The sequence below is a fragment of the Streptomyces sp. NPDC047130 genome, from assembly GCF_040643475.1.
Lineage (GTDB): Bacteria > Actinomycetota > Actinomycetes > Streptomycetales > Streptomycetaceae > Streptomyces.
In genome coordinates this window covers 88910-106691 of record NZ_JBEYUK010000012.1, presented here as the reverse complement: position 1 = coordinate 106691, position 17782 = coordinate 88910, and the positions used below count along the sequence as shown (strand labels likewise).

General features: G+C 75.2%; 15 protein-coding genes and 1 tRNA gene. 3 read left to right on the top strand and 13 right to left on the bottom strand.

All coding sequences use genetic code 11. From position 1 onward, the window contains the following. Window position 1 precedes the first annotated feature (1 nt). The 3 genes from ABZ836_RS16915 to ABZ836_RS16905 all read right to left on the bottom strand — a co-directional run bounded on the left by ABZ836_RS16915 (window position 2) and on the right by ABZ836_RS16905 (window position 4495). Window positions 2–1780, bottom strand: a complete 1779-nt coding sequence (locus ABZ836_RS16915) for a non-ribosomal peptide synthetase (protein WP_361142836.1) — start codon at window positions 1778–1780, stop codon at window positions 2–4. Next, entirely contained in the window at window positions 1777–3351 is a 1575-nt protein-coding gene (locus tag ABZ836_RS16910; protein ID WP_356134536.1) for an aldehyde dehydrogenase family protein, read from the bottom strand. Before ABZ836_RS16910 ends, ABZ836_RS16915 begins: the two co-directional genes overlap by 4 nt. A 106-nt stretch (window positions 3352–3457) precedes the next feature. Then, the gene (locus ABZ836_RS16905) at window positions 3458–4495 is read right to left on the bottom strand and encodes a BTAD domain-containing putative transcriptional regulator (RefSeq protein WP_361142832.1); all 1038 of its coding nucleotides are present in this window, start codon (window positions 4493–4495) and stop codon (window positions 3458–3460) included. 198 nt (window positions 4496–4693) lie between these two features. On the opposite strand from ABZ836_RS16905, the gene ABZ836_RS16900 reads away from it, so the two are divergent. The 3 genes from ABZ836_RS16900 (at window position 4694) to ABZ836_RS16890 (ending at window position 8288) form a co-directional block, all read left to right on the top strand. Beyond that, window positions 4694–6292, top strand: coding sequence for a tryptophan halogenase family protein (locus ABZ836_RS16900; protein WP_361142829.1), 1599 nt, complete (start codon window positions 4694–4696; stop codon window positions 6290–6292). 81 nt (window positions 6293–6373) lie between these two features. Continuing rightward, window positions 6374–7015, top strand: a complete 642-nt coding sequence (locus ABZ836_RS16895; RefSeq protein WP_356134540.1) for a flavin reductase family protein — start codon at window positions 6374–6376, stop codon at window positions 7013–7015. Further along, window positions 7002–8288 (top strand): cation:proton antiporter, encoded by a 1287-nt coding sequence (locus tag ABZ836_RS16890; protein ID WP_361142826.1) that lies wholly within the window; start codon window positions 7002–7004, stop codon window positions 8286–8288. Before ABZ836_RS16895 ends, ABZ836_RS16890 begins: the two co-directional genes overlap by 14 nt. Window positions 8289–8385: 97 nt before the next feature. On the opposite strand, the gene ABZ836_RS16885 is transcribed toward ABZ836_RS16890, so the two are convergent. From ABZ836_RS16885 to ABZ836_RS16840, 10 genes are all read right to left on the bottom strand, one after another. Beyond that, window positions 8386–8459: transfer RNA gene (locus ABZ836_RS16885), tRNA-Pro, on the bottom strand. Between the two features lie 262 nt (window positions 8460–8721). Then, window positions 8722–9081, bottom strand: a complete 360-nt coding sequence (locus ABZ836_RS16880) for an MmcQ/YjbR family DNA-binding protein (RefSeq protein WP_356134543.1) — start codon at window positions 9079–9081, stop codon at window positions 8722–8724. Window positions 9082–9121: 40 nt separating this feature from the next. Further along, window positions 9122–10033, bottom strand: a complete 912-nt coding sequence (locus ABZ836_RS16875; protein ID WP_356134545.1) for a LysR family transcriptional regulator — start codon at window positions 10031–10033, stop codon at window positions 9122–9124. A gap of 106 nt (window positions 10034–10139) precedes the next feature. Then, window positions 10140–11348: a glycine C-acetyltransferase gene (locus ABZ836_RS16870; RefSeq protein ID WP_361142822.1), complete on the bottom strand. Its 1209-nt coding sequence runs from the start codon at window positions 11346–11348 to the stop codon at window positions 10140–10142. A 73-nt stretch (window positions 11349–11421) separates the two neighbouring features. Continuing rightward, window positions 11422–12450 (bottom strand): L-threonine 3-dehydrogenase, encoded by a 1029-nt coding sequence (gene tdh, locus ABZ836_RS16865; RefSeq protein WP_356134548.1) that lies wholly within the window; start codon window positions 12448–12450, stop codon window positions 11422–11424. 167 nt (window positions 12451–12617) lie between these two features. Then, window positions 12618–12995: a DUF742 domain-containing protein gene (locus ABZ836_RS16860; protein WP_361142819.1), complete on the bottom strand. Its 378-nt coding sequence runs from the start codon at window positions 12993–12995 to the stop codon at window positions 12618–12620. Further along, on the bottom strand, window positions 12992–13456 hold the full coding sequence (locus ABZ836_RS16855; RefSeq protein WP_361142816.1) for a roadblock/LC7 domain-containing protein: 465 nt from the start codon (window positions 13454–13456) through the stop codon (window positions 12992–12994). The genes ABZ836_RS16860 and ABZ836_RS16855 overlap by 4 nt, the downstream gene beginning before the upstream one ends. Window positions 13457–13516: 60 nt before the next feature. Next, complete coding sequence (locus ABZ836_RS16850) at window positions 13517–16108, bottom strand: ATP-binding protein (RefSeq protein WP_361142813.1); 2592 nt, start codon at window positions 16106–16108, stop codon at window positions 13517–13519. Window positions 16109–16477: 369 nt separating this feature from the next. Then, window positions 16478–16720 carry an acyl carrier protein gene (locus tag ABZ836_RS16845; protein ID WP_356134556.1) on the bottom strand — a complete coding sequence of 81 codons (243 nt, stop codon included), beginning with the start codon at window positions 16718–16720 and terminating at the stop codon, window positions 16478–16480. Window positions 16721–16782: 62 nt separating this feature from the next. Beyond that, window positions 16783–17724, bottom strand: coding sequence for an MBL fold metallo-hydrolase (locus ABZ836_RS16840; protein WP_361142810.1), 942 nt, complete (start codon window positions 17722–17724; stop codon window positions 16783–16785). Window positions 17725–17782: the final 58 nt, after the last annotated feature.

Sequence of the window (17782 nt, the reverse complement as noted above, 5' to 3'; positions counted from 1 at the left end):
GTCAGGCCCCCTCTGCGGTGAGGAGCCGGTCGTCCGCCGCGTCCGCGAGGCGGTCGAGTTCGGCGGCGACGTCGGCGACGGTGGGGCGGGCGAGCAGCGCCCCGAGGGTGATGGCCAGCCCGGTGGACCGCCGCAGTTCGGCGACGACGCGGGCGGCGGCCAGCGAGTGTCCGCCCAGGGTGAAGAAGTCGGCCTCGGGGCCCGGCACCTCGAGCTCCAGCACCTCGGCCCACAGGGCCATCACCGCCCGCTCGCGGCTGGTGGCGGACGCCGTGGTGGCCTGGCCGGCGGGCGCGGTGAGTTCGCGGGCGAGGGCGGCCCGGTCGGCCTTGCCGGTGCCGAGGGTGGGGATGCGGTCGACGACGCGGACGGTGGTGGGCACGGCCGCCTCGGGGAGGAGCTTGGCGCAGTGCTCGGCGACGGTGGCGGCCAGGTCCCCGGCGGGCCCGGTGCCGGGAGCGGCGACCACGGCGAGGCCCAGCGACTGTCCCGAGGCGAGCGGGCAGCAGGCGGCGGCGACCACCTCCGGGAGCTGGGCGGCGATCCGCTCCACCTCGCCGGGTTCGATGCGGTGGCCGCGGATCTTCAGCTGGTCGTCGCGGCGGCCCCGGTACTCGAGTTCGCCTCCGGGCCGCCGCACCACGACGTCCCCGGTGCGGTACATCCGGGTGCCGCCGCCCTGGAAGGGGTCGGGCAGGAAGCGGGCGGCGGTGAGGCCGGGCCGGTTGCGGTAGCCGCGCGCCACGGCGGGGCCGCCCAGGTAGAGCTCGCCCTCCTCGCCGGGGGGCACCGGCCTCAGCTCGTCGTCGAGGACGTACGCCCGCTGGTCGGGCAGCGGCCGTCCGATGGTGCTCACGTCGTCCCCCCGCTCGCTGTCGGCCCAGGTGGCCGCGACGGTGGCCTCGGTCGGCCCGTACACGTTGAGCAGCCGGCGGCCGTGGGCGAAGCGTTCGGCGAGCGCCGCCGGGCAGGGCTCGCCCGCGACCACCACCACCTCGGCCTCGTCCAGCCCGGCGCCGTGCGCCGCCAGCAGGGACGGGGTGAGGGAGGCGGTGCGCAGTCCGGCGGGGAGCGGTTCGCGCCCCTGGGCGGCGGCGCGGCGCAGCCCGTCCAGGGAGAGGTCCACCAGCGCGACTCCCTGGCCGTGGACGAGGTACAGCAGGGTGCACCACAGCCAGCCGTCGAAGGCCGGCGAGACGGCGTTGAGGCCGAGGCCGCCGGGGGTCAGGCCGAGCCCGCCGAGGGCGGCGGTGAAGGAGTCGAGGCCGCGGTAGGTGACCTCGACGCCCTTGGGCGTGCCGGTGGTTCCGGAGGTGTAGACGACGTAGGCGCAGGTGTCCGGTCCGGGGACGGTCACCCGCGGTGTGCCGGGCGCGCCGGTCACGGGGACGGCCGGGTCGAGCGTCGGGACGTCGCCGAGGCCGGGTCCGTGGGCGGGGCCGGGGGCGACCAGGACGCGGGCGTGGGCGTCGCGGAGGACGGTGGCGCGCCGTTCGGCCGGGTGGCCGGGGTCGAGGGGCACGGCCGTGGCGCCGAGGCTCCACACCGCGAGCAGTGCGGGCACGGCGTCCCGGGAGCGGCCCAGGAGCAGCCCGACGGCCGTCTCGGGTCCGGCGCCCGCCCGTGCCAGCGCGGTCGCCAGCTCGGCGGTGCGGGCGGTGAGGGCGGCGTAGGTGAGGGTGCCGTCCTCGGCGTGGACCGCCTCGGCGTCCGGGCGTTCGGCCGTCCAGCGCCGCAGGGCGGCGAACAACGGCGGGAGGGGTGCCTGTTCGGGGGTCATCCGTCGTTCCTCTCCTGGCGCGCGGCGCCGGCCGGCGGGGTGGCCCGCAGGCGGGGGCCGACGACCTGGCCGCCCTGTTCCTGCGGCAGCTGCATCGACTTGGTCTCCAGGAACGCCTCGAGTCCGGCGTTGCCGCACTCGCGGCCGATGCCGGACTGCTTGAAGCCGCCGAAGGGCGCCGCCGGGTTGAAGGAACCGCCGTTGACGTCGACGAGGCCGGTCCGGAACCGTCGCGCGACACGCTCGGCCCGTGCGTCGTCGGCGGACCAGACCGCTCCGTGCAGCCCGTAGCGGGTGCCGTTGACGATGCGCAGGGCCTGCTCCTCGTCGTCGTACGGCATGACGCAGAGCACCGGGCCGAAGATCTCCTCCTGGCCGATGGTGGACAGCGGGTCGACGTCGGCGAAGACGGTGGGCCGCACGTAGTAGCCGGTGGTCAGGCCCTCGGGCCGGCCGGGGCCGCCGTGCGCCAGGCGGGCGCCGCCCTCCGTGGCGCCGCGGCGTACGTACTCGCCGACGCGGGCGTACGCGGCGGCGGACACCAGCGGCCCGAGGTCGGTCGCGGGGTCGCGGGGGTCGCCGGTGACGTAGCCGTCCATGGCCCGCCGGGCGAGCTCCACGGCCTCGTCCTGTCGGTCGCGGGGCACCAGGAGACGGCTCCACTGCAGGCAGGTCTGGCCGGTGTTGAACAGGGCCTGGTCGACGGTGGCGGCGACGGCGGCGGGCAGGTCGGCGTCGTCCAGAACCAGGCTGGCGTTCTTGCCGCCGAGCTCGAGGTGGATCCGCTTGACGCCGTCCGCGCCCAGCGCCGACACCTGGCGTCCGGCGCGGGTGGAGCCGGTCAGGGAGACGACGTCGACGAGCGGGTGGGAGACCAGGGCGGCGCCCAGGGTGTCGCCGGTTCCGACGACCATGTTGACCACGCCGGGCGGCAGGTCGGCCTCGGCGAACACCTCGGCCAGCAACCGGGCGTGCAGCGGGGTGAGTTCGCTGGGCTTGTGGACGACCGCGCAGCCGGCGGCCAGCGCGGGGAGCATCTTCTGCACGGTGAGCAGCAGCGGCGTGTTCCAGGGCGTGACGCAGGCGGCGACGCCGGCGGCCTCGCGGACCACCAGGGAATGGCCCACCCGCTCCTCGAAGGTGTAGGAGGCGGCGGTCTCCACGCAGTGCGCGGCCATGCCGACGGCGAGGCCGACGTGGGTCCGCAGCGCGATCCGGGAGGGGGCGCCCACCTCGGCGGTGATCAGGCCGGCGAAGCGCTCGGCGTTGCGCTCCAGGCCCTCGACCACGCGGCGCAGCAGGGCGGTGCGCTCCCGGACGGGGGTGGCGGCCCAGCCGGGGAAGGCCTCGGCGGCGGCGCGCACGGCGCGGTCGGCGTCGTGGGCGGTGCCGGCCGGGACGGTGGCCAGCGGCGCCTCGGTGGCCGGGTCGGTGACGACCAGCCGGCTGTCGGCGTCGGACGCCGTCCAGCGGCCGCCGATCCACTGGTCGTCGTAGCGGGGCGGCAGGGGGGCCGCGGCGGGTTCGGCCGCCGGCGCGGCGGCGTCCTGCGGCACGGTCAGCACGGTCACGGTGGGTTCCTCACTGGGTGGTTCGGTCACGGGATGCGTGCGGGCGGTGGGGGTGCGGGGCGGACGCGGCCGTTCCTGGGCGGCGAGCGGTGGCCGCACGGGCCCGTCAGGCGGGCCTGGCGCGGACGGCGTCGCCGGCCTGGGGCAGGTCCGGGCGGGCGGCGGACCGGGCGTCGGGGCGGGCCCGGCGGGCGGCGCGGGCACGGAGCCCGGGCACGGACGCGGGGCCGGCGCCCGGCCCCGCCACGGCGCCCGGTCCGAGGCCGGACACGGTGCCGGCGCCCTGGGCCGTGGGAGAGCCGAGGTTCGGCCAGGCCGGGTACCGCGGGCCGGTGGGGACCGCCCGGGGGCGGGGGGCGGGGAGGATGGCGCTCAGCAGCCGCTGGGTCTCGCGGGAGGGCGCCACGGCCAGGTCGTCCCGCAGCCGGCGCGCGCACAGGTCGTACCAGCGGCGGACGCAGGGGTGTTCGCCGCGCCGGCCGTGGGCCGCCATCAGCGCCCGGTAGGTCTCCTCGTGGTGCCGGTCGACGCCGAGGGTGCTGCGGCAGATCTCGATGAGGTCGGGGAAGTCCTCCCGCTCGTCGGCGTCGGCGCGCAGCACGTCCAGGGCCCGCAGGGCCAGCGACCGCAGGTACTCGCGCTGTTCGACGACCCAGTCGGTGCTCTCCCCGCGCAGGAACTCCCCGCCGTACAGGGCGATCGCGGCCCGCAGCCGGTCCCGGGCGGTCGTGCGGTCCCCGGCGCCGGCGGCGCGCAGCCCGGTGTGCACCAGCTCCTGGAAGCGGTCCACGTCGCTCCAGAGGTCGGTGACGTCCAGGGCGTAGCCGAAGTCGCGGTAGTGGAGCCGGATCCCGGACCCGCCGGGGCTGTCGGGGTGGGCGTCGAGGACCCTGCGGAGCCCGTGGGCGGCGACCTTGAGCGAGCTGTCGCCGGCCGGCCTGCCGGACCCCGGCCAGAGGGCTTCGTAGAGGCTGTCGCGGGTCAGGGTCTGCCCGCGGTGGATCACCAGGTACTGGAAGAGGCCGCGGGCCTTGCCGGCCCGCCACCGCCGCACCGGGACGCCGTTCACGGTCAGTTCGAAGTCGCCGAGGAAGCGGACGCGTACCGCCGCCCCCCGTGCGGTTCCGGTCACCGCGGTGGTCATCGCTTCCTCCCGGGATCCGTGACGTGCCGTTGGCCTGCGGCGAGTGTGTTCGGGCCTTCTACAGGCGGCCTATACCGGCCGGATCCCGACTCTGTAGGGCCGTCATAGAGCGGCTTTCCACACTGGGTCGGCGTTCGGCTCCCCGGCCCACCCGGCCGCCTGCCGCGCTTCCCCGACCGACGAAATGAGGGCTGCTCCATGACCAGCACCGATCCCCGACTGAAGAAGGTCGTCATCCTGGGCGGCGGCACGGCCGGCTGGATGACCGCCGCCTACCTCGGCAAGGCGCTCCAGGGCACGGTCGACATCACGGTGCTGGAGGCGCCGGCGATCCCGCGGATCGGCGTCGGCGAGGCGACGGTGCCCAACCTGCAGCGCGCCTTCTTCGACTACCTCGGGATCGCCGAGGACGAGTGGATGCGCGAGTGCAACGCCAGCTTCAAGATGGCGGTGCGGTTCGTGAACTGGCGCACCGAGGGCGAGGGGCAGTCGACGGCCCGCGAGCTGGCGGACGGCCGCCCCGACCACTTCTACCACCCCTTCGGGCTGCTCCCGGACTACGACCGGACGCCGCTGTCGCACTACTGGTTCAAGCGCAAGTACGAGGGCCAGACCACCGAGCCGTTCGACTACGCCTGCTTCCGCGAGCCGCCGGTGATGGACGCCATGAAGGCGCCGCGCTGGCTCGACGGGCGCTCCGCGACGCGGTACGCGTGGCACTTCGACGCCCAGCTGGTCGCCGACTTCCTGCGCCGGTTCTCCACCGACAAGCAGGGCGTCCACCACGTCGAGGACGAGATGACGGAGGTCGTGCAGGACGCGCGCGGCTACGTCACGGCGCTGCGCACCAAGGGCGGCAAGGTGCTGGACGCCGACCTGTTCGTGGACTGCTCCGGCTTCCGGGGCCTGCTGATCAACCAGGCGATGGCCGAGCCGTTCATCGACATGAGCGACCACCTGCTGTGCGACAGCGCGGTCGCCACCGCCGTGCCGCACGACGACGAGGCCGGCGGCGTGGAGCCGTACACCTCGTCGATCGCGATGTCCTCCGGCTGGGCGTGGAAGATCCCGATGCTGGGCCGCTTCGGCACCGGCTACGTCTACTCCAGCCGCTTCGCCGGCCAGGACGAGGCCACGGCCGAGTTCGCGCGGATGTGGGGGCTCGACCCGGAGAAGACGGCCTTCAACCACATCCGGTTCCGGGTCGGCCGCAACCGCCGCGCCTGGGTGAAGAACGTGGTCAGCATCGGCCTCTCCTCGTGCTTCGTGGAGCCCCTGGAGTCGACCGGCATCTACTTCATCACCGCGGCCGTCTACCAGTTGGCCAAGCACTTCCCCGACAAGAGCTTCAACCAGGGTCTGATCGACGCCTTCAACCGCGAGATCGAGTTGATGTTCGACGACACCCGCGACTTCCTGCAGGCGCACTTCTACTACGCGCCCCGCAACGACACCCCGTTCTGGCGGGCCAACAAGGAGCTGCGGCTCGCCGACAACATCAAGCAGAAGATCGCCGCGTACAAGGCGGGTCTGCCGATCAACTCCCCGATCACCGACGAGTCGACGTACTACGGGAACTTCGAGGCCGAGTTCCGCAACTTCTGGACCAACGGCAGCTACTACTGCATCTTCGCCGGCATGGGCCTGGAGCCGGACGCCCCGCTGCCGGCGCTGGGGTACAAGCCGGAGTCCGTGGCGGGCGCGGAGCCGCTGTTCGCGACGGTCAAGCGCCAGCAGCAGAACCTGCTCGAAACGCTGCCGAGCGCCTACGAGTACCTGAAGCAGCTCCACGGCTAGGGCCTGTCCGCCGTCACGGCCCGGTCCCGGCCCTCGGGCCGGGTGCCGGGCCGTGCCCTTCGTCACCCACAGGAGTCAGACATGCCCCACTCCGGTTCGCTCCAGGACGTACCCGGCGGCGACGACCACGACGGGACGCCGGCCGAACACTCCCCCGTCGTCCTCCGGCAGACCGATCTCCGCCCGTTCATGGCCGCCTTCCCCTCCGGGGTGTCGGTGGTCACCACACTCGACGCCGACGCCCTGCCCCGCGGGCTGACCTGCAGTTCGCTGACGAGCGTCGCGCTGGCCCCGCCCACGCTGATGGTGTGCATACGGACCGCCAGTCCCACGCTGGACGCCCTGCTGGAGCAGGGCCAGTTCGCCCTGAACCTGCTCCACGAGGGGGCCCGGGCGACCGCCGACCTGTTCGCCTCGGGGGCGCCGGACCGCTTCGACCGCGTGGAGTGGCGGCTGCCGCTGGGGGCGAGCGGCCCGCACCTGACCGAGGCCGCCCACGCCGTCGCCGACTGCTCGGTCCTCAGGACCGTCGCGTTCGGCGACCACACGGCGGTGTTCGCGCAGGCCGGCCGGGTGGCGGTCCGCCCGGCGGTGAACCCGCTGCTGTACGGGCTGCGGCGGTACGCGGGCTGGTCGGACGCCGCCTCGGCGCCCCAGCCGCCGGCGGCGGTCCTGCCGTTGCGGTCCGTCGCGTCGGAGGGAGCCGCCGGTGTCCGCGGCTGACCCCATGCCCGCGCTGCTCGTCGCGGTGCCGGTGGTGATCCTCGCCTGCCAGGCGGGCGGGGCGCTGCTCAGGCGCCTGGGCCAGCCCCCGGTGGTGGGGGAGATCGCGGTGGGCATCCTGCTGGGTCCCTCGCTGCTGGGCTGGCTGTGGCCGCAGGGGCAGAGCTGGCTCTTCCCCGAGTCGGTGCTGCCGTTCACCTCGGTCCTGGGGCACCTCGGCCTGCTGGTGTTCATGTTCCTGGTGGGTCTGGAGCTGGACCTGGGCGCGCTGCGCAGCAGGTCGCGCACGGCGGTGGCGGTCAGCCAGGCCGGCATGCTGATCCCGTTGGCGCTCGGCGCGCTGCTCGCCGTGCCGCTGCACCGGTCCCTCGCCCCGGACGGGGTGCCGTTCCTCCCGTTCGCCCTGTTCATCGCGGTGGCCATGAGTGTGACGGCCTTCCCGGTGCTGGCCCGCATCCTGGTCGACCGAGGGCTGTACGGGACGCCGCTGGGCGCGCTGGCGATGGCCTGCGCGGCGGTCGACGACGTGGCCGCCTGGTGCCTGCTGGCCCTGGTGGTGGCGCTGACCTCGGCGGGGTCCCCGCTGGACGCGGTGACGGCGGCCGGGCTCACGCTGGCCTTCGGCGCGCTGATCCTGCTGGTGGTGCGTCCGCTGCTGGCGCGGTGGGCGGCGTGGCGGGCCGGCCGGACGAACGAGGCGGTGATCCTGGTCCTGCTGTTCAGCGGGCTGAGCCTGTCCGCCCTGGCGACGGACCTGATCGGGGTGCACACGCTGTTCGGCGCGTTCCTCTTCGGCGTGGCCACCCCGCGCGGCCACCGCCGCATCGAGGCGTCGGCGGCCCGGTTCCGGGCGGTGGCGGTGCCGGTCCTGCTGCCGCTGTTCTTCGTCCACACGGGGCTGCGCACGGAGGTCGGGGCGCTGGCCGCCGACCCGGTGCAGTGGCTGTGGGCGGGAGCGCTGCTCGGGGTCGCCGTCCTCGGCAAGTGGGGCGGGGCGGCCGGCGCGGCCCGCGCCTGCGGCCGCCCCTGGCGCGAGTCCCTGTCGGTCGGCGCGCTGATGAACTGCCGGGGCCTGACGGAGCTGGTGGTGCTGAACATCGGCCTGGAACTGGGCGTCATCGGGCCGGAGCTGTTCACCATGCTGGTCCTGGTGGCCCTGATCACCACGGCGGTCACCGCCCCCGCCGTCAGCCGCCTCCAGCGGCGGCGGGAGCCCGCGAAGACCCCGGCGCCCGAGCCGGAGCTCGCCGGGACGGGCGGGCCGCGCACCTGAGACGGCCCGGGCGGCTCCCCTCCCGCCGCCGCCCGGGCACACGGAAGGGGCCGTTGCGGATCTTCTCCGCAACGGCCCCTTCCCACGACTCATCGAGTCGGGACGACAGGATTTGAACCTGCGACCCCTTGACCCCCAGTCAAGTGCGCTACCAAGCTGCGCCACGTCCCGTTTGCCGTCTGACCTGGGGTTTCCCCCGGCCGAACGTGCATGGCAACCATACCGTACTCCGCGCGGTGGTCGCGCGTGGGTTTCCCGACGCGTCCCGTCCGCACGTCACCGCCGGCGTCGCGGTCCGCACGTCGCGGTCCGCACGTCGGGCGGCACGGTTCCGGGCCCCCCTCCTGCCCGGAACCGTGCTGCACGACAGGAGCATGTCATGCCCCGCCGACAACGGGTCCGCCCTCCCGCCGGGAGGAGCGGCCCCGCCGCGTCATTCCGCGCCGAGCACCCCGATCCGGGGGTGCGCCTCGCGGAGCTTGGTGGGCGCCGCCTGGCGCCAGGAGTCGGCGAGGATGTCGCGGAGCTCCTCCTCGTCGTCCACGGCGGCGAGCCGGACACGGATCCACGCGAAGGCGGCCTCGTGGTCGGCGACCCAGAACTTCTCCGGTTCGGCGAGCACCAGCTCGTCCCGCTCCTCCTTCGGGCAGCGCACCGCGCAGGAGGTCTCCGCCTCCGGCAGGGTGGCGAACATCTTCCCCGCCACCCGGAAGGTGGGCATGCTCCAGGCCGTCTTCTCGACGGTGTCCGGCAGGGACAGGGCGATTCTGCGTACGTCTTCCGCGTCCGGCATGCCCGCAGGTTAACGGCGGCCACCGACAACGGGCGGCGCGTCAGTCGCGCCGGGCCTCGGCGGCCTCGCCCAACGCCGTCAGCACCGGGCTGATCAGCGGGTGCCGCTCCGAACCGCGGCGCACCGCCGCGAAGACCCGGCGGGTGGGCGCCACGCCGTCCACCGGCCGCACCGTCACGCCCGTCAGGTCCATGCCGGTCAGGGCGGACCGGGGCACCAGGGCCACGCCGGCACCGGCGGAGGCGAGGGCGACGACGGCCCGGAAGTCGTCGGAGGAGTGGTCGAAGTCCGGCTGGAACCCGGCGCTCTCGCAGGCCAGCACGACGACGTCGTGGCACGGGTTGCCCGGGTAGGGGCCGATCCACGGGTCCTTGGCGAGCTCGGCCAGCGGCACCCGGTCGGCCTCGGCGAGGCGGTGGACCGTGGGCACCACCGCGTCGAAGGGCTCCGCGTAGAGCGGCACGTGGGTGAGGCGCGGGTCGCCGGCGGCGGGGGCGCCGCGGTACTCGACGGCGACCGCCACGTCCACCTGGCGGTCGAGCACCATCGGCAGGCTGGCGTCTCCCTCGGCGTCGCGCACCCGCACCCGGATACCGGGGCGGGTGCGGGCGAGGGCGGCCAGCGCGGGGGCCACGACCAGGCCGATGCCGGTGGCGAACGCGGCGACGGTGACCGTGCCGGCCTCGCCGGAGCCGTAGGCGGCCAGTTCGGCCTCGGCCCGCTCCAGCTGGGCCAGCACGGCGTTGGTGTGGGCCAGCAGGATCTCCCCGGCCGGGGTGAGCCGCACGCCGCGCGCGCCGCGGTCCACCAGCCGGTGGCCCGTCTCCTGCTCCAGCGCGGTGAGCTGCTGCGACACGGCGGAGGGGGTGAGGTAGAGGGCGGCCGCGGCGGCGGTCACCGTCCGGTGGTCCGCCACCGCCCGCAGGATGTGCAGCCGCCGCGCCTCGATCATGCCCCGATTCTCTCAGGCCGTGGGGCGTGCGCGGTCCGTCCCGGGCGCCCGCCCGACGCGACTCGCACCGCGTGGCGCGTGGCGCGTGGCGCGGGACCCCGCGAGGTCACGCGACCTTCGTGTCGCCCTCGAGTTCCGTCCGCGCGGAGACGAACGCCGCCACCGCCGTCTCGACGTCCTCGGTGGAGTGCGCCGCGGACAGCTGCACCCGGATCCGCGCCGCCCCCTGCGGGACCACCGGGTACGAGAACCCGATCACGTACACCCCGCGCTCCAGCAGCAGCTCCGCCATCCGGCCCGCCACGCTCGCGTCGCCGAACATGACCGGAGCGATCGCGTGCTCCCCCGGCAGGACGTCGAACGCCTCCTCCGTCATGCGCCGGCGGAACAGCGCCGTGTTCTCGGCCAGCCGTGCCCGCAGGTCCCCCGCGGACTCCAGCAGGTCCAGCACCTTCAGCGACGCCGCGGCGATCACCGGCGCCAGCGTGTTGGAGAACAGGTACGGCCGCGACCGCTGCCGCAGCAGCGCCACGATCTCGGCGCGCGCGGCGACGTAACCGCCGGAGGCGCCGCCGAGCGCCTTGCCCAGAGTGCCGGTGATGACGTCCACGCGGTCCATCACGCCGAACAGCTCCGGCGTGCCCCGCCCGCCGGGGCCCACGAAGCCGACGGCGTGCGAGTCGTCGACCATCACCATGGCGTCGTACCGCTCGGCCAGGTCGCAGATCTCGTCGAGCGGCGCCAGGTAGCCGTCCATGGAGAACACGCCGTCGGTGACGATCAGCTTCCGGCGCGCCCCGGAGGCGGCCTTGAGCTGCGCCTCCAGGTCGGCCATGTCGCGGTTGGCGTAGCGGAAGCGCCGCGCCTTGGAGAGGCGGATGCCGTCGATGATCGAGGCGTGGTTGAGGGCGTCGGAGATCACCGCGTCCTCGGCCCCGAGCAGGGTCTCGAAGACGCCGCCGTTGGCGTCGAAGCAGGAGGAGTAGAGGATGGTGTCCTCCTGGCCGAGGAACGCGGAGACGCGGGCCTCGAGCTCCTTGTGCACCTCCTGGGTGCCGCAGATGAAGCGGACCGACGCCATGCCGTAGCCCCAGCGGTCCAGCGCCGCGTGGCCGGCCGCGACGACCTCGGGGTGGTCGGCGAGACCCAGGTAGTTGTTGGCGCAGAAGTTCAGCACCTCGCCGGGGCGGCCGCCGGCGGTGACGTTGACCTTGGCGGACTGCGGGGTGTCGATGACGCGCTCCGGCTTGTGCAGGCCGGCGGCGCGGATCTCGTCGAGGGTGGCGCGGATGTCGTCGCGCACGGAGTCGAACATCGGTGGCTCCAGGGGGTGTCGCGGAGGGCGGACGGTCCGGGCGGAGGGCGGACGGTCCGGTCGGGCTGTCCGGTCAGACGGTCCAGTCGAGGATGACCTTGCCGCCCTTGCCGGCGGCTGCGTCGGCGAAGGCGGCCTCGAAGTCGCGGTGGTCGTAGCGGCCGGTGATCACCGGGGCGAGGTCGAGGCCGTTCTCCAGGAGGACGGACATCGCGTACCAGGTCTCGAACATCTCGCGGCCGTAGATGCCCTTGATCGTCAGCATGGAGGTGACGATCCGGGACCAGTCGACCGGGAACTCCTCCGAGGGCAGGCCCAGCATGGCGATCCGGCCGCCGTGGGTCATGTTGGCGACCATCTCGCGCAGGGCGGCGGCCTGGCCGGACATCTCCAGGCCGATGTCGAAGCCCTCGCGCAGGCCGAGTTCGCGCTGTCCGTCGGCGACGGTCGTCCGCGCCACGTTCAGGGCGAGGTCGGCGCCGATCTTGCGGGCGAGTTCCAGGCGTTCGTCGCTCACGTCGGTGACCACGACGTTGCGCGCGCCGGCGTGCTTGGCGACGGCGGCGGCCATCAGGCCGATCGGGCCCGCGCCGGTGATCAGCACGTCCTCGTTGACCAGGGGGAAGGACAGCGCGGTGTGCACGGCGTTGCCGAACGGGTCGAAGATGGCGGCGACGTCCAGGTCGACCGGCACGCGGTGCACCCAGACGTTGGCGGCGGGGAGGGCCACGTACTCGGCGAAGGCGCCGTCGCGGCCGACGCCGAGGCCGACGGTGGCGCGGCAGAGGTGGCGGCGGCCGGCCAGGCAGTTGCGGCACTTGCCGCACACCAGGTGGCCCTCGCCGCTGACCCGGTCGCCGGGACGGACGTCGACGACGTCGCGGCCCGTCTCGACGACCTCGCCGACGAACTCGTGGCCGACCACCAACGGGGTCCGGATGGCCTGCTGGGCCCAGCCGTCCCAGGCGCGGATGTGCAGGTCGGTGCCGCAGATGCCGGTGCGCAGCACCTTGATCAGCACGTCACCGGGGCCGATCGCGGGCTCCGGGACGTCCATGAGCCGGAGCCCCGGCTCCGCCTTCTCCTTGACCAGCGCCTTCACCGATGCGGCTCCTGTGCGTGCGTCCCGTTCCCGGGCAGCGCGAAGCCGCCCGGGAACGGGGAAGAGGTTGGGTTGCCTCTAGAACATGCCGCACCGGGGGCGTCCGGGTCCATCGAGGTTTTCTTAAGCGCGACCTCAGGATTCCTTCAGACGCCCGCGCCGCCGGGCTACAGCCGTCGCCGCAGCTCGTCACGGACCTGCCGCAGCACCGCCGGATCGGCCGGGGCGCGCAGGCAGGAGGGCTCCTCCACGTGGACCAGGCCGGCCTCGACGAGGTCGGAGACCACCACCTTGGCGACGGCCACGGGAAGCCGGAGCCGGGCGGCGAGTTCGGCGACGGTCACCGTCGTCCTGGCGAGCCGCAGCGCCCGGGCGTGCTCGGGGCCGGGGTGGCCTGCCGCCGGGTGGGCGGTGGTCGTCACATGGGTGAGCAGGTCGAGGTCGGCGGTGGGCCGGGTGCGGCCGTTGCTGACCGTGTAGGGCCGCACCAGCCGGCCGGCCTGCTCGTCGAGCCAGGGGCCGTCGTCGGCCGCCGTGGTGATCAACGCCGGGTCACCGCGGGCTCGGGCGCCGCGGCCTGCGGCACCGGCGGGTGGACGGCGGCGTGCCGGGGGGCGGTCGCGAGGTAGGGGCGGACGCTCTTGACCAGCATCGCCATCTCGTACCCCAGCACGGCCGCGTCGGTGGCGCGGTCGGCCAGCACGGCGAGGCAGGTGCCGGCGCCCGCGGTGGTGACGAACAGGAGCGACGAGGACAGCTCGACCACCACCTGGCGCACGTCTCCGCCGCCGTCGAAGGTGATCCCGGCGCTGCGGCCGAGGGAGTTCAGGCCGGAGGCGAGCGCGGCCATGTGGTCGGCGCCCTCCGCGTCCAGGCCGTGCGCGCACCGGACCAGGCCGTCGCAGGACAGCAGTACGGCGCTGCGGGCGTGCGGCACGCGCTGCACCAGCCCGGTCAGCAGCCAGTCGAGGTCGGCGGCGCGGTCGGTCTGCGTATCGGTCGCCATGGTGGTTCTGCTCCTCGGAGTGGGGTGACGGGTTCTTGGGGGCGGGAGAGGGGTCGCGGCTCAGGGCCGGTCGGAGAAGGAGTCCGGACCGCCGTCCTCGACGGCGGGCTCCCGCGCGTCCTGGGCCTCGGCCAGGCCGACGCCGCGGCGGAACGCGGCCATCAGGAGGGGGTCGTGACCGGTCTCCTCGTCGGGGCCGGGCTCGGGGCGCGGGAGCGGACCGGGGCGGAGCTGCGGTGCCAGGTGGGACTGGGCGCGGCGCCGGGGCAGCCGGGGGCGGGGCGGCTCGGCCGGCGGCTCCTCCACCGCGCCGGTGCCGGGCAGCGCCCCCGCGGGGGTGGGCCGCGCGATCCGCTCCCGCACCGGGAGCGGCACACCGGGCCCGGTACGGGGGGTCTCGGGCCCGGTACGCGGGGCCTCGGGCCCTGTACGCGGGGCCTCGGGCGAGGCGGCCCGGGGCGACGGCACGACCGGCGACTCCTCCGCGCTCTCCCGGCCACCCTGCCGCCACGCCTGCGGCATGACTCCGGAGATGCCCTCCCGCTGTTCCTCCACGGCGGCGTCCGTCGCGGGGGGCCGGTACGGGACGCCCTCCTCCCGCGCCTCGGACGCCGCCCGGCCGGGACCTCCGGTCACGGGCGGGACCGTCCCGTCGACGGCCGGGGAACCCTGGGACGCCGCCGACGGGCCACCCACCTCGGGGACGACCGGTGCCGCGCTGTCGCGACGGCTCCGCGGCGCGGACGGGTCCTCGGCGGCCCCCGGTCGCGGCGCGGGCGGCACCGCCTCGCCCCGGGGGGCCGCGTGCCCTGCGGCGTACGGGGGCTCCGCGGAGTGGGCGGGGTGCACGGCCGTGGCGGGGAACGCCGCGTTGCCGAGGAACGCCGCGGTGACCGGCCCCACCTCAGCGGCGGGGAACGCGGTGGTGTCGGGCTCGGCGGCCGTGACGGGCTCCCCTGCCGTGGCGGAAAACGCCGCGTCGGCCGGGAACGCCGCGGTACTGGGCTCCCCGGCGGCGACGGGCTCCACTGCCGTGGCGGGGGGCGCCGCGTTGGTCGGAGACGCTGCCCCGGCGGGCTCCGGGTCAGCGGCGGGGAACGCGGTGGCGACGGCCTCCCCGGCGGTGGCGGGCTCCACTGCCGTGGCGGGGAACTCCGCGTTGCCCGGGAACGCCGCCCTGGCGGGCTCCCCGGCGGTGGCGGGGAACACCGCGGCGGCAGGCTCCCCGGCCGTGCCGGGCCCCACTGCGGCGGACTCCCCGGCCGTGGCCGCCTCCACGGCGGCGACGGCAGGGAACCCGGCGGTGGCGGGCTCCACGGCGGCGGGCAACCCGGCGGCGGGGAACGCGGCGGACGGCGGGTCGGCGGTGCCTCCCGGGGGCCACTCCCCCACGTCGGCCGGCGTGTCCGACGCGGCCGGCGACGGTTCCGTCGTGGCCGGGCCCAGCAGGGACTGCGGCAGGACGAGCACCGCCTGCACCCCGCCGTAGATGTTGCCGCCCAGCCGCACCCGCACCCCGTGGCGGCGTGCGAGCTGGGAGACGACGTAGAGCCCGATGCGCCCGTCCGCGAGCAGCCCCCCGACGTCGACCGTGCCGGGGTCGGCCAGCAGCGCGTTCATCCGGTCCTGCTCCTCGGACGGCATGCCCAGCCCGCGGTCCTCGACCTCCACCGCCAGCCCCGCGGCGACGGCCTCCGCGCGGATCGCCACCTGGGTGTGCGGCGGCGAGAACACCGTGGCGTTCTCCACGAGTTCGGCGAGCAGGTGGATCACGTCCGCGACCGCGTGCCCGCGGATCGATCCCTCCACGGGCGGCACGACCCGGACCCGCGCGTACTGCTCGACCTCGGCGACGGCGGACCGCAGTACCTCCTCCACCGGAATCGGCTCGCTCCACTGGCGGCGGGAGACCGCGCCGCCCAGGACGGCGAGGTTCTCCGCGTGCCGCCGGACGCGGGTGGCCAGGTGGTCGACGTGGAACAGGCCCTTGAGGAGGTCGGGGTCCTCGATCTCCCGTTCCAGCTCGTCCAGGACGGCGATCTCACGGTGGGCCAGCGACTGCAGCCGCCGCGCGACGTTGAGGAACACCTCGAGCCGGTGCTCGACGCCCGGGCCGCCCGGCCCGTCCGCCGCCACCTCGTTCTCCCCCTCCTGCGGGGCCGTCTCCGGCGCGCTTCGGGCGAGGGCGGCGAGCGCCGTGCGGTGGGCGCGTTCGAGGTCCTCGGCCAGCAGGACGAACCCGTCGGCGGCGGTGCGCCGCACCTCCGCCCCGCCGTCGGCGGCACCGAGGGTGCCTGGCGCCGCGTGCCGCTCCGGCTCCCCGGCCGCCTCGCGGAGTTCGGCCTCCCCGTGGGCGACCCGGCGCCGCAGTTCCGCGACCCGCACCTCGACCGACTGCGCGGCGTGCCGCGCGGCGACGGCCGCCGCCGTGACGGCCATCACCGCCAGCGCGACCGCCCCGGCGAGGACCGCCCACAGGACGGGTCCCGCGGGGACGCCGGCGGTCAGCACCACGTAGAGCACGGCCGCCCCGCCGCCGAGCGCCACCGCCACCGGCGGCAGCACCGCGATCCGCGTCAACTGCGGCCGTAAGGGTGGGAGTTGCTGCGACCGGGGCGGTCTGCGGTCGGCCGGTGCGCGGAGGTGAGACATCGATGTCCTCGTACTGGGCAGTGCGTCAAGGAGGGGGCGCGCGTACGGCGGGCTGGAGCACCCCCGCGCGACGGACACTCACAGTAGTCACGTCGTCGCGGAGACCGCCGGTCAGTCGGGCAACTCCAGGCCCCGACAACCCCGACACCCCCCTCCCGTAGGACAGTTCGCACGCCTGACCTACCCTCGGACGCTCATCGCGCGGCGTTCCACCGCGAGCCGTCCGTCACGGAGCGTGCGTGCCCGCGGGTGCGGATGCGCGGGCACGCGTCCACCCGCCCCGCGCGCGACGGAGGCGGACGCCCAGGGCGTCCGCCTCGTGGCACATGGACCTCGTGGCACATGGACCTCGTGGTGCGCGGATCCGTCTCAGCCCGCCGCCGGACCCGCGTCAGCGGTACCGGAGAGCTCCTTGAGGAACTCGTGGCACTTGGCCGCCCGCTCGGAGTCCTGCGCCATCACCGTGCGGAAGAACTCGGCGATCTCCGTCTTGCCGTCGTTCTCCGCGTCGCGGACGTACTGGCCGTAGTCGTGCCCGGCCTTGAGGGAGTGGTACTGGACGGAGATCAGGTCGAACATGACATCGCTGAAACCGGTCTCACCCGTGGCCATGGTGTCCTCCCGGGGAAGCGTCGAAGTGCGGACGGGTGGCGAGTAACACCCTGGGACGGCGGTCAAACGGACAGGTCGTCGGCCCGGCCGACGACCGGCGGGCCCCCGTCCGGCGGGACGACCGCCCGCTGTCCGTGGCGGCAGTGCACGATCCGGTCGGCGAGGCCCGCCCGCTCCGCCTCCGCCAGGAAGTCGGACAGCGGGGACCTCATCACCGTGTAGTCCTCGTAGTGCACCGGCAGGACGTGCCGGGGATCGACCAGCCGTGCCAGCTCGGCGCCCTGCTTCCCGTCCATGGTGACCAGCAGCCCGCCCGGGAGCGTGGTGCCGCCCAGGTGCAGGACGGCGAGGTCCGGTCCGGGGAACCGGCGGGCGATCTCGGCGAGCTGCGGGTACATCAGCGTGTCCCCCGAGATGTAGAGCCGCAGCCGGGGCGGGCCGGTGACCGGGCCGAACTCGAGCAGGCTCCCCATCACCGGCGGCAGCAGCCCGCGCAGCACCGGGTGTCCGGCGTGGCGGCCGGGCGCGGCCGTGACGCGGACCTGCACGTCACCGCGCCGCACGGTGTGGTCCTCCCAGGTCCGCAGCCCGACGGCGCGGTGGAAGCCGTGCAGCCCCTGGAGCCGCCGGGAGGCGTGCGGGGTGGTGACCACCGGGACGGACCGGCTCAGGTGGCGGCGGGCCCTCCGGTCCCAGTGGTCACCGTGCAGGTGGGACAGGAGGACGGCGTCCAGCTCGGGAAGCTCCGTGACGTCGAGGGCGGGCTCGGTCAGACGGCGGCTGAGCAGGCCGTACCCGAGGTAGGCGCGCTCACCGCGGTGGAGGAAGTTCGGGTCGGTGAGCAGGGTGAGGCCGCGGTAGCGGAGCAGCAGGGTGGCGTTGCCGACGAAGTGGAGGTCGAGCGAGTCGTCGGAGGACGGGCCGGAGGACGGGCCACGGGGTCGGCGCGGCCGGTCGCTCGGGGAGGACGGATGCGGGCTCGGGGAGGACGGGGACGGGCTCATGCGGGACCACCGTGTTCCTGGACGTCCGGGGCGGTGTGCCCGCCCCCGTACTCCGCCC

Coding starts and splice junctions, on each gene's coding strand:
- ABZ836_RS16905 (WP_361142832.1), bottom strand. CDS start 4,495: ATGACCACCGCGGTGACCGGAACCGCACGGGGGGCGGCGGTACGCGTC.
- ABZ836_RS16845 (WP_356134556.1), bottom strand. CDS start 16,720: ATGGCCACGGGTGAGACCGGTTTCAGCGATGTCATGTTCGACCTGATC.
- ABZ836_RS16900 (WP_361142829.1), top strand. CDS start 4,694: ATGACCAGCACCGATCCCCGACTGAAGAAGGTCGTCATCCTGGGCGGC.
- ABZ836_RS16875 (WP_356134545.1), bottom strand. CDS start 10,033: ATGATCGAGGCGCGGCGGCTGCACATCCTGCGGGCGGTGGCGGACCAC.
- ABZ836_RS16850 (WP_361142813.1), bottom strand. CDS start 16,108: ATGTCTCACCTCCGCGCACCGGCCGACCGCAGACCGCCCCGGTCGCAG.
- ABZ836_RS16895 (WP_356134540.1), top strand. CDS start 6,374: ATGCCCCACTCCGGTTCGCTCCAGGACGTACCCGGCGGCGACGACCAC.
- ABZ836_RS16880 (WP_356134543.1), bottom strand. CDS start 9,081: ATGCCGGACGCGGAAGACGTACGCAGAATCGCCCTGTCCCTGCCGGAC.
- ABZ836_RS16870 (WP_361142822.1), bottom strand. CDS start 11,348: ATGTTCGACTCCGTGCGCGACGACATCCGCGCCACCCTCGACGAGATC.
- ABZ836_RS16840 (WP_361142810.1), bottom strand. CDS start 17,724: ATGAGCCCGTCCCCGTCCTCCCCGAGCCCGCATCCGTCCTCCCCGAGC.
- ABZ836_RS16915 (WP_361142836.1), bottom strand. CDS start 1,780: ATGACCCCCGAACAGGCACCCCTCCCGCCGTTGTTCGCCGCCCTGCGG.
- ABZ836_RS16855 (WP_361142816.1), bottom strand. CDS start 13,456: ATGGCGACCGATACGCAGACCGACCGCGCCGCCGACCTCGACTGGCTG.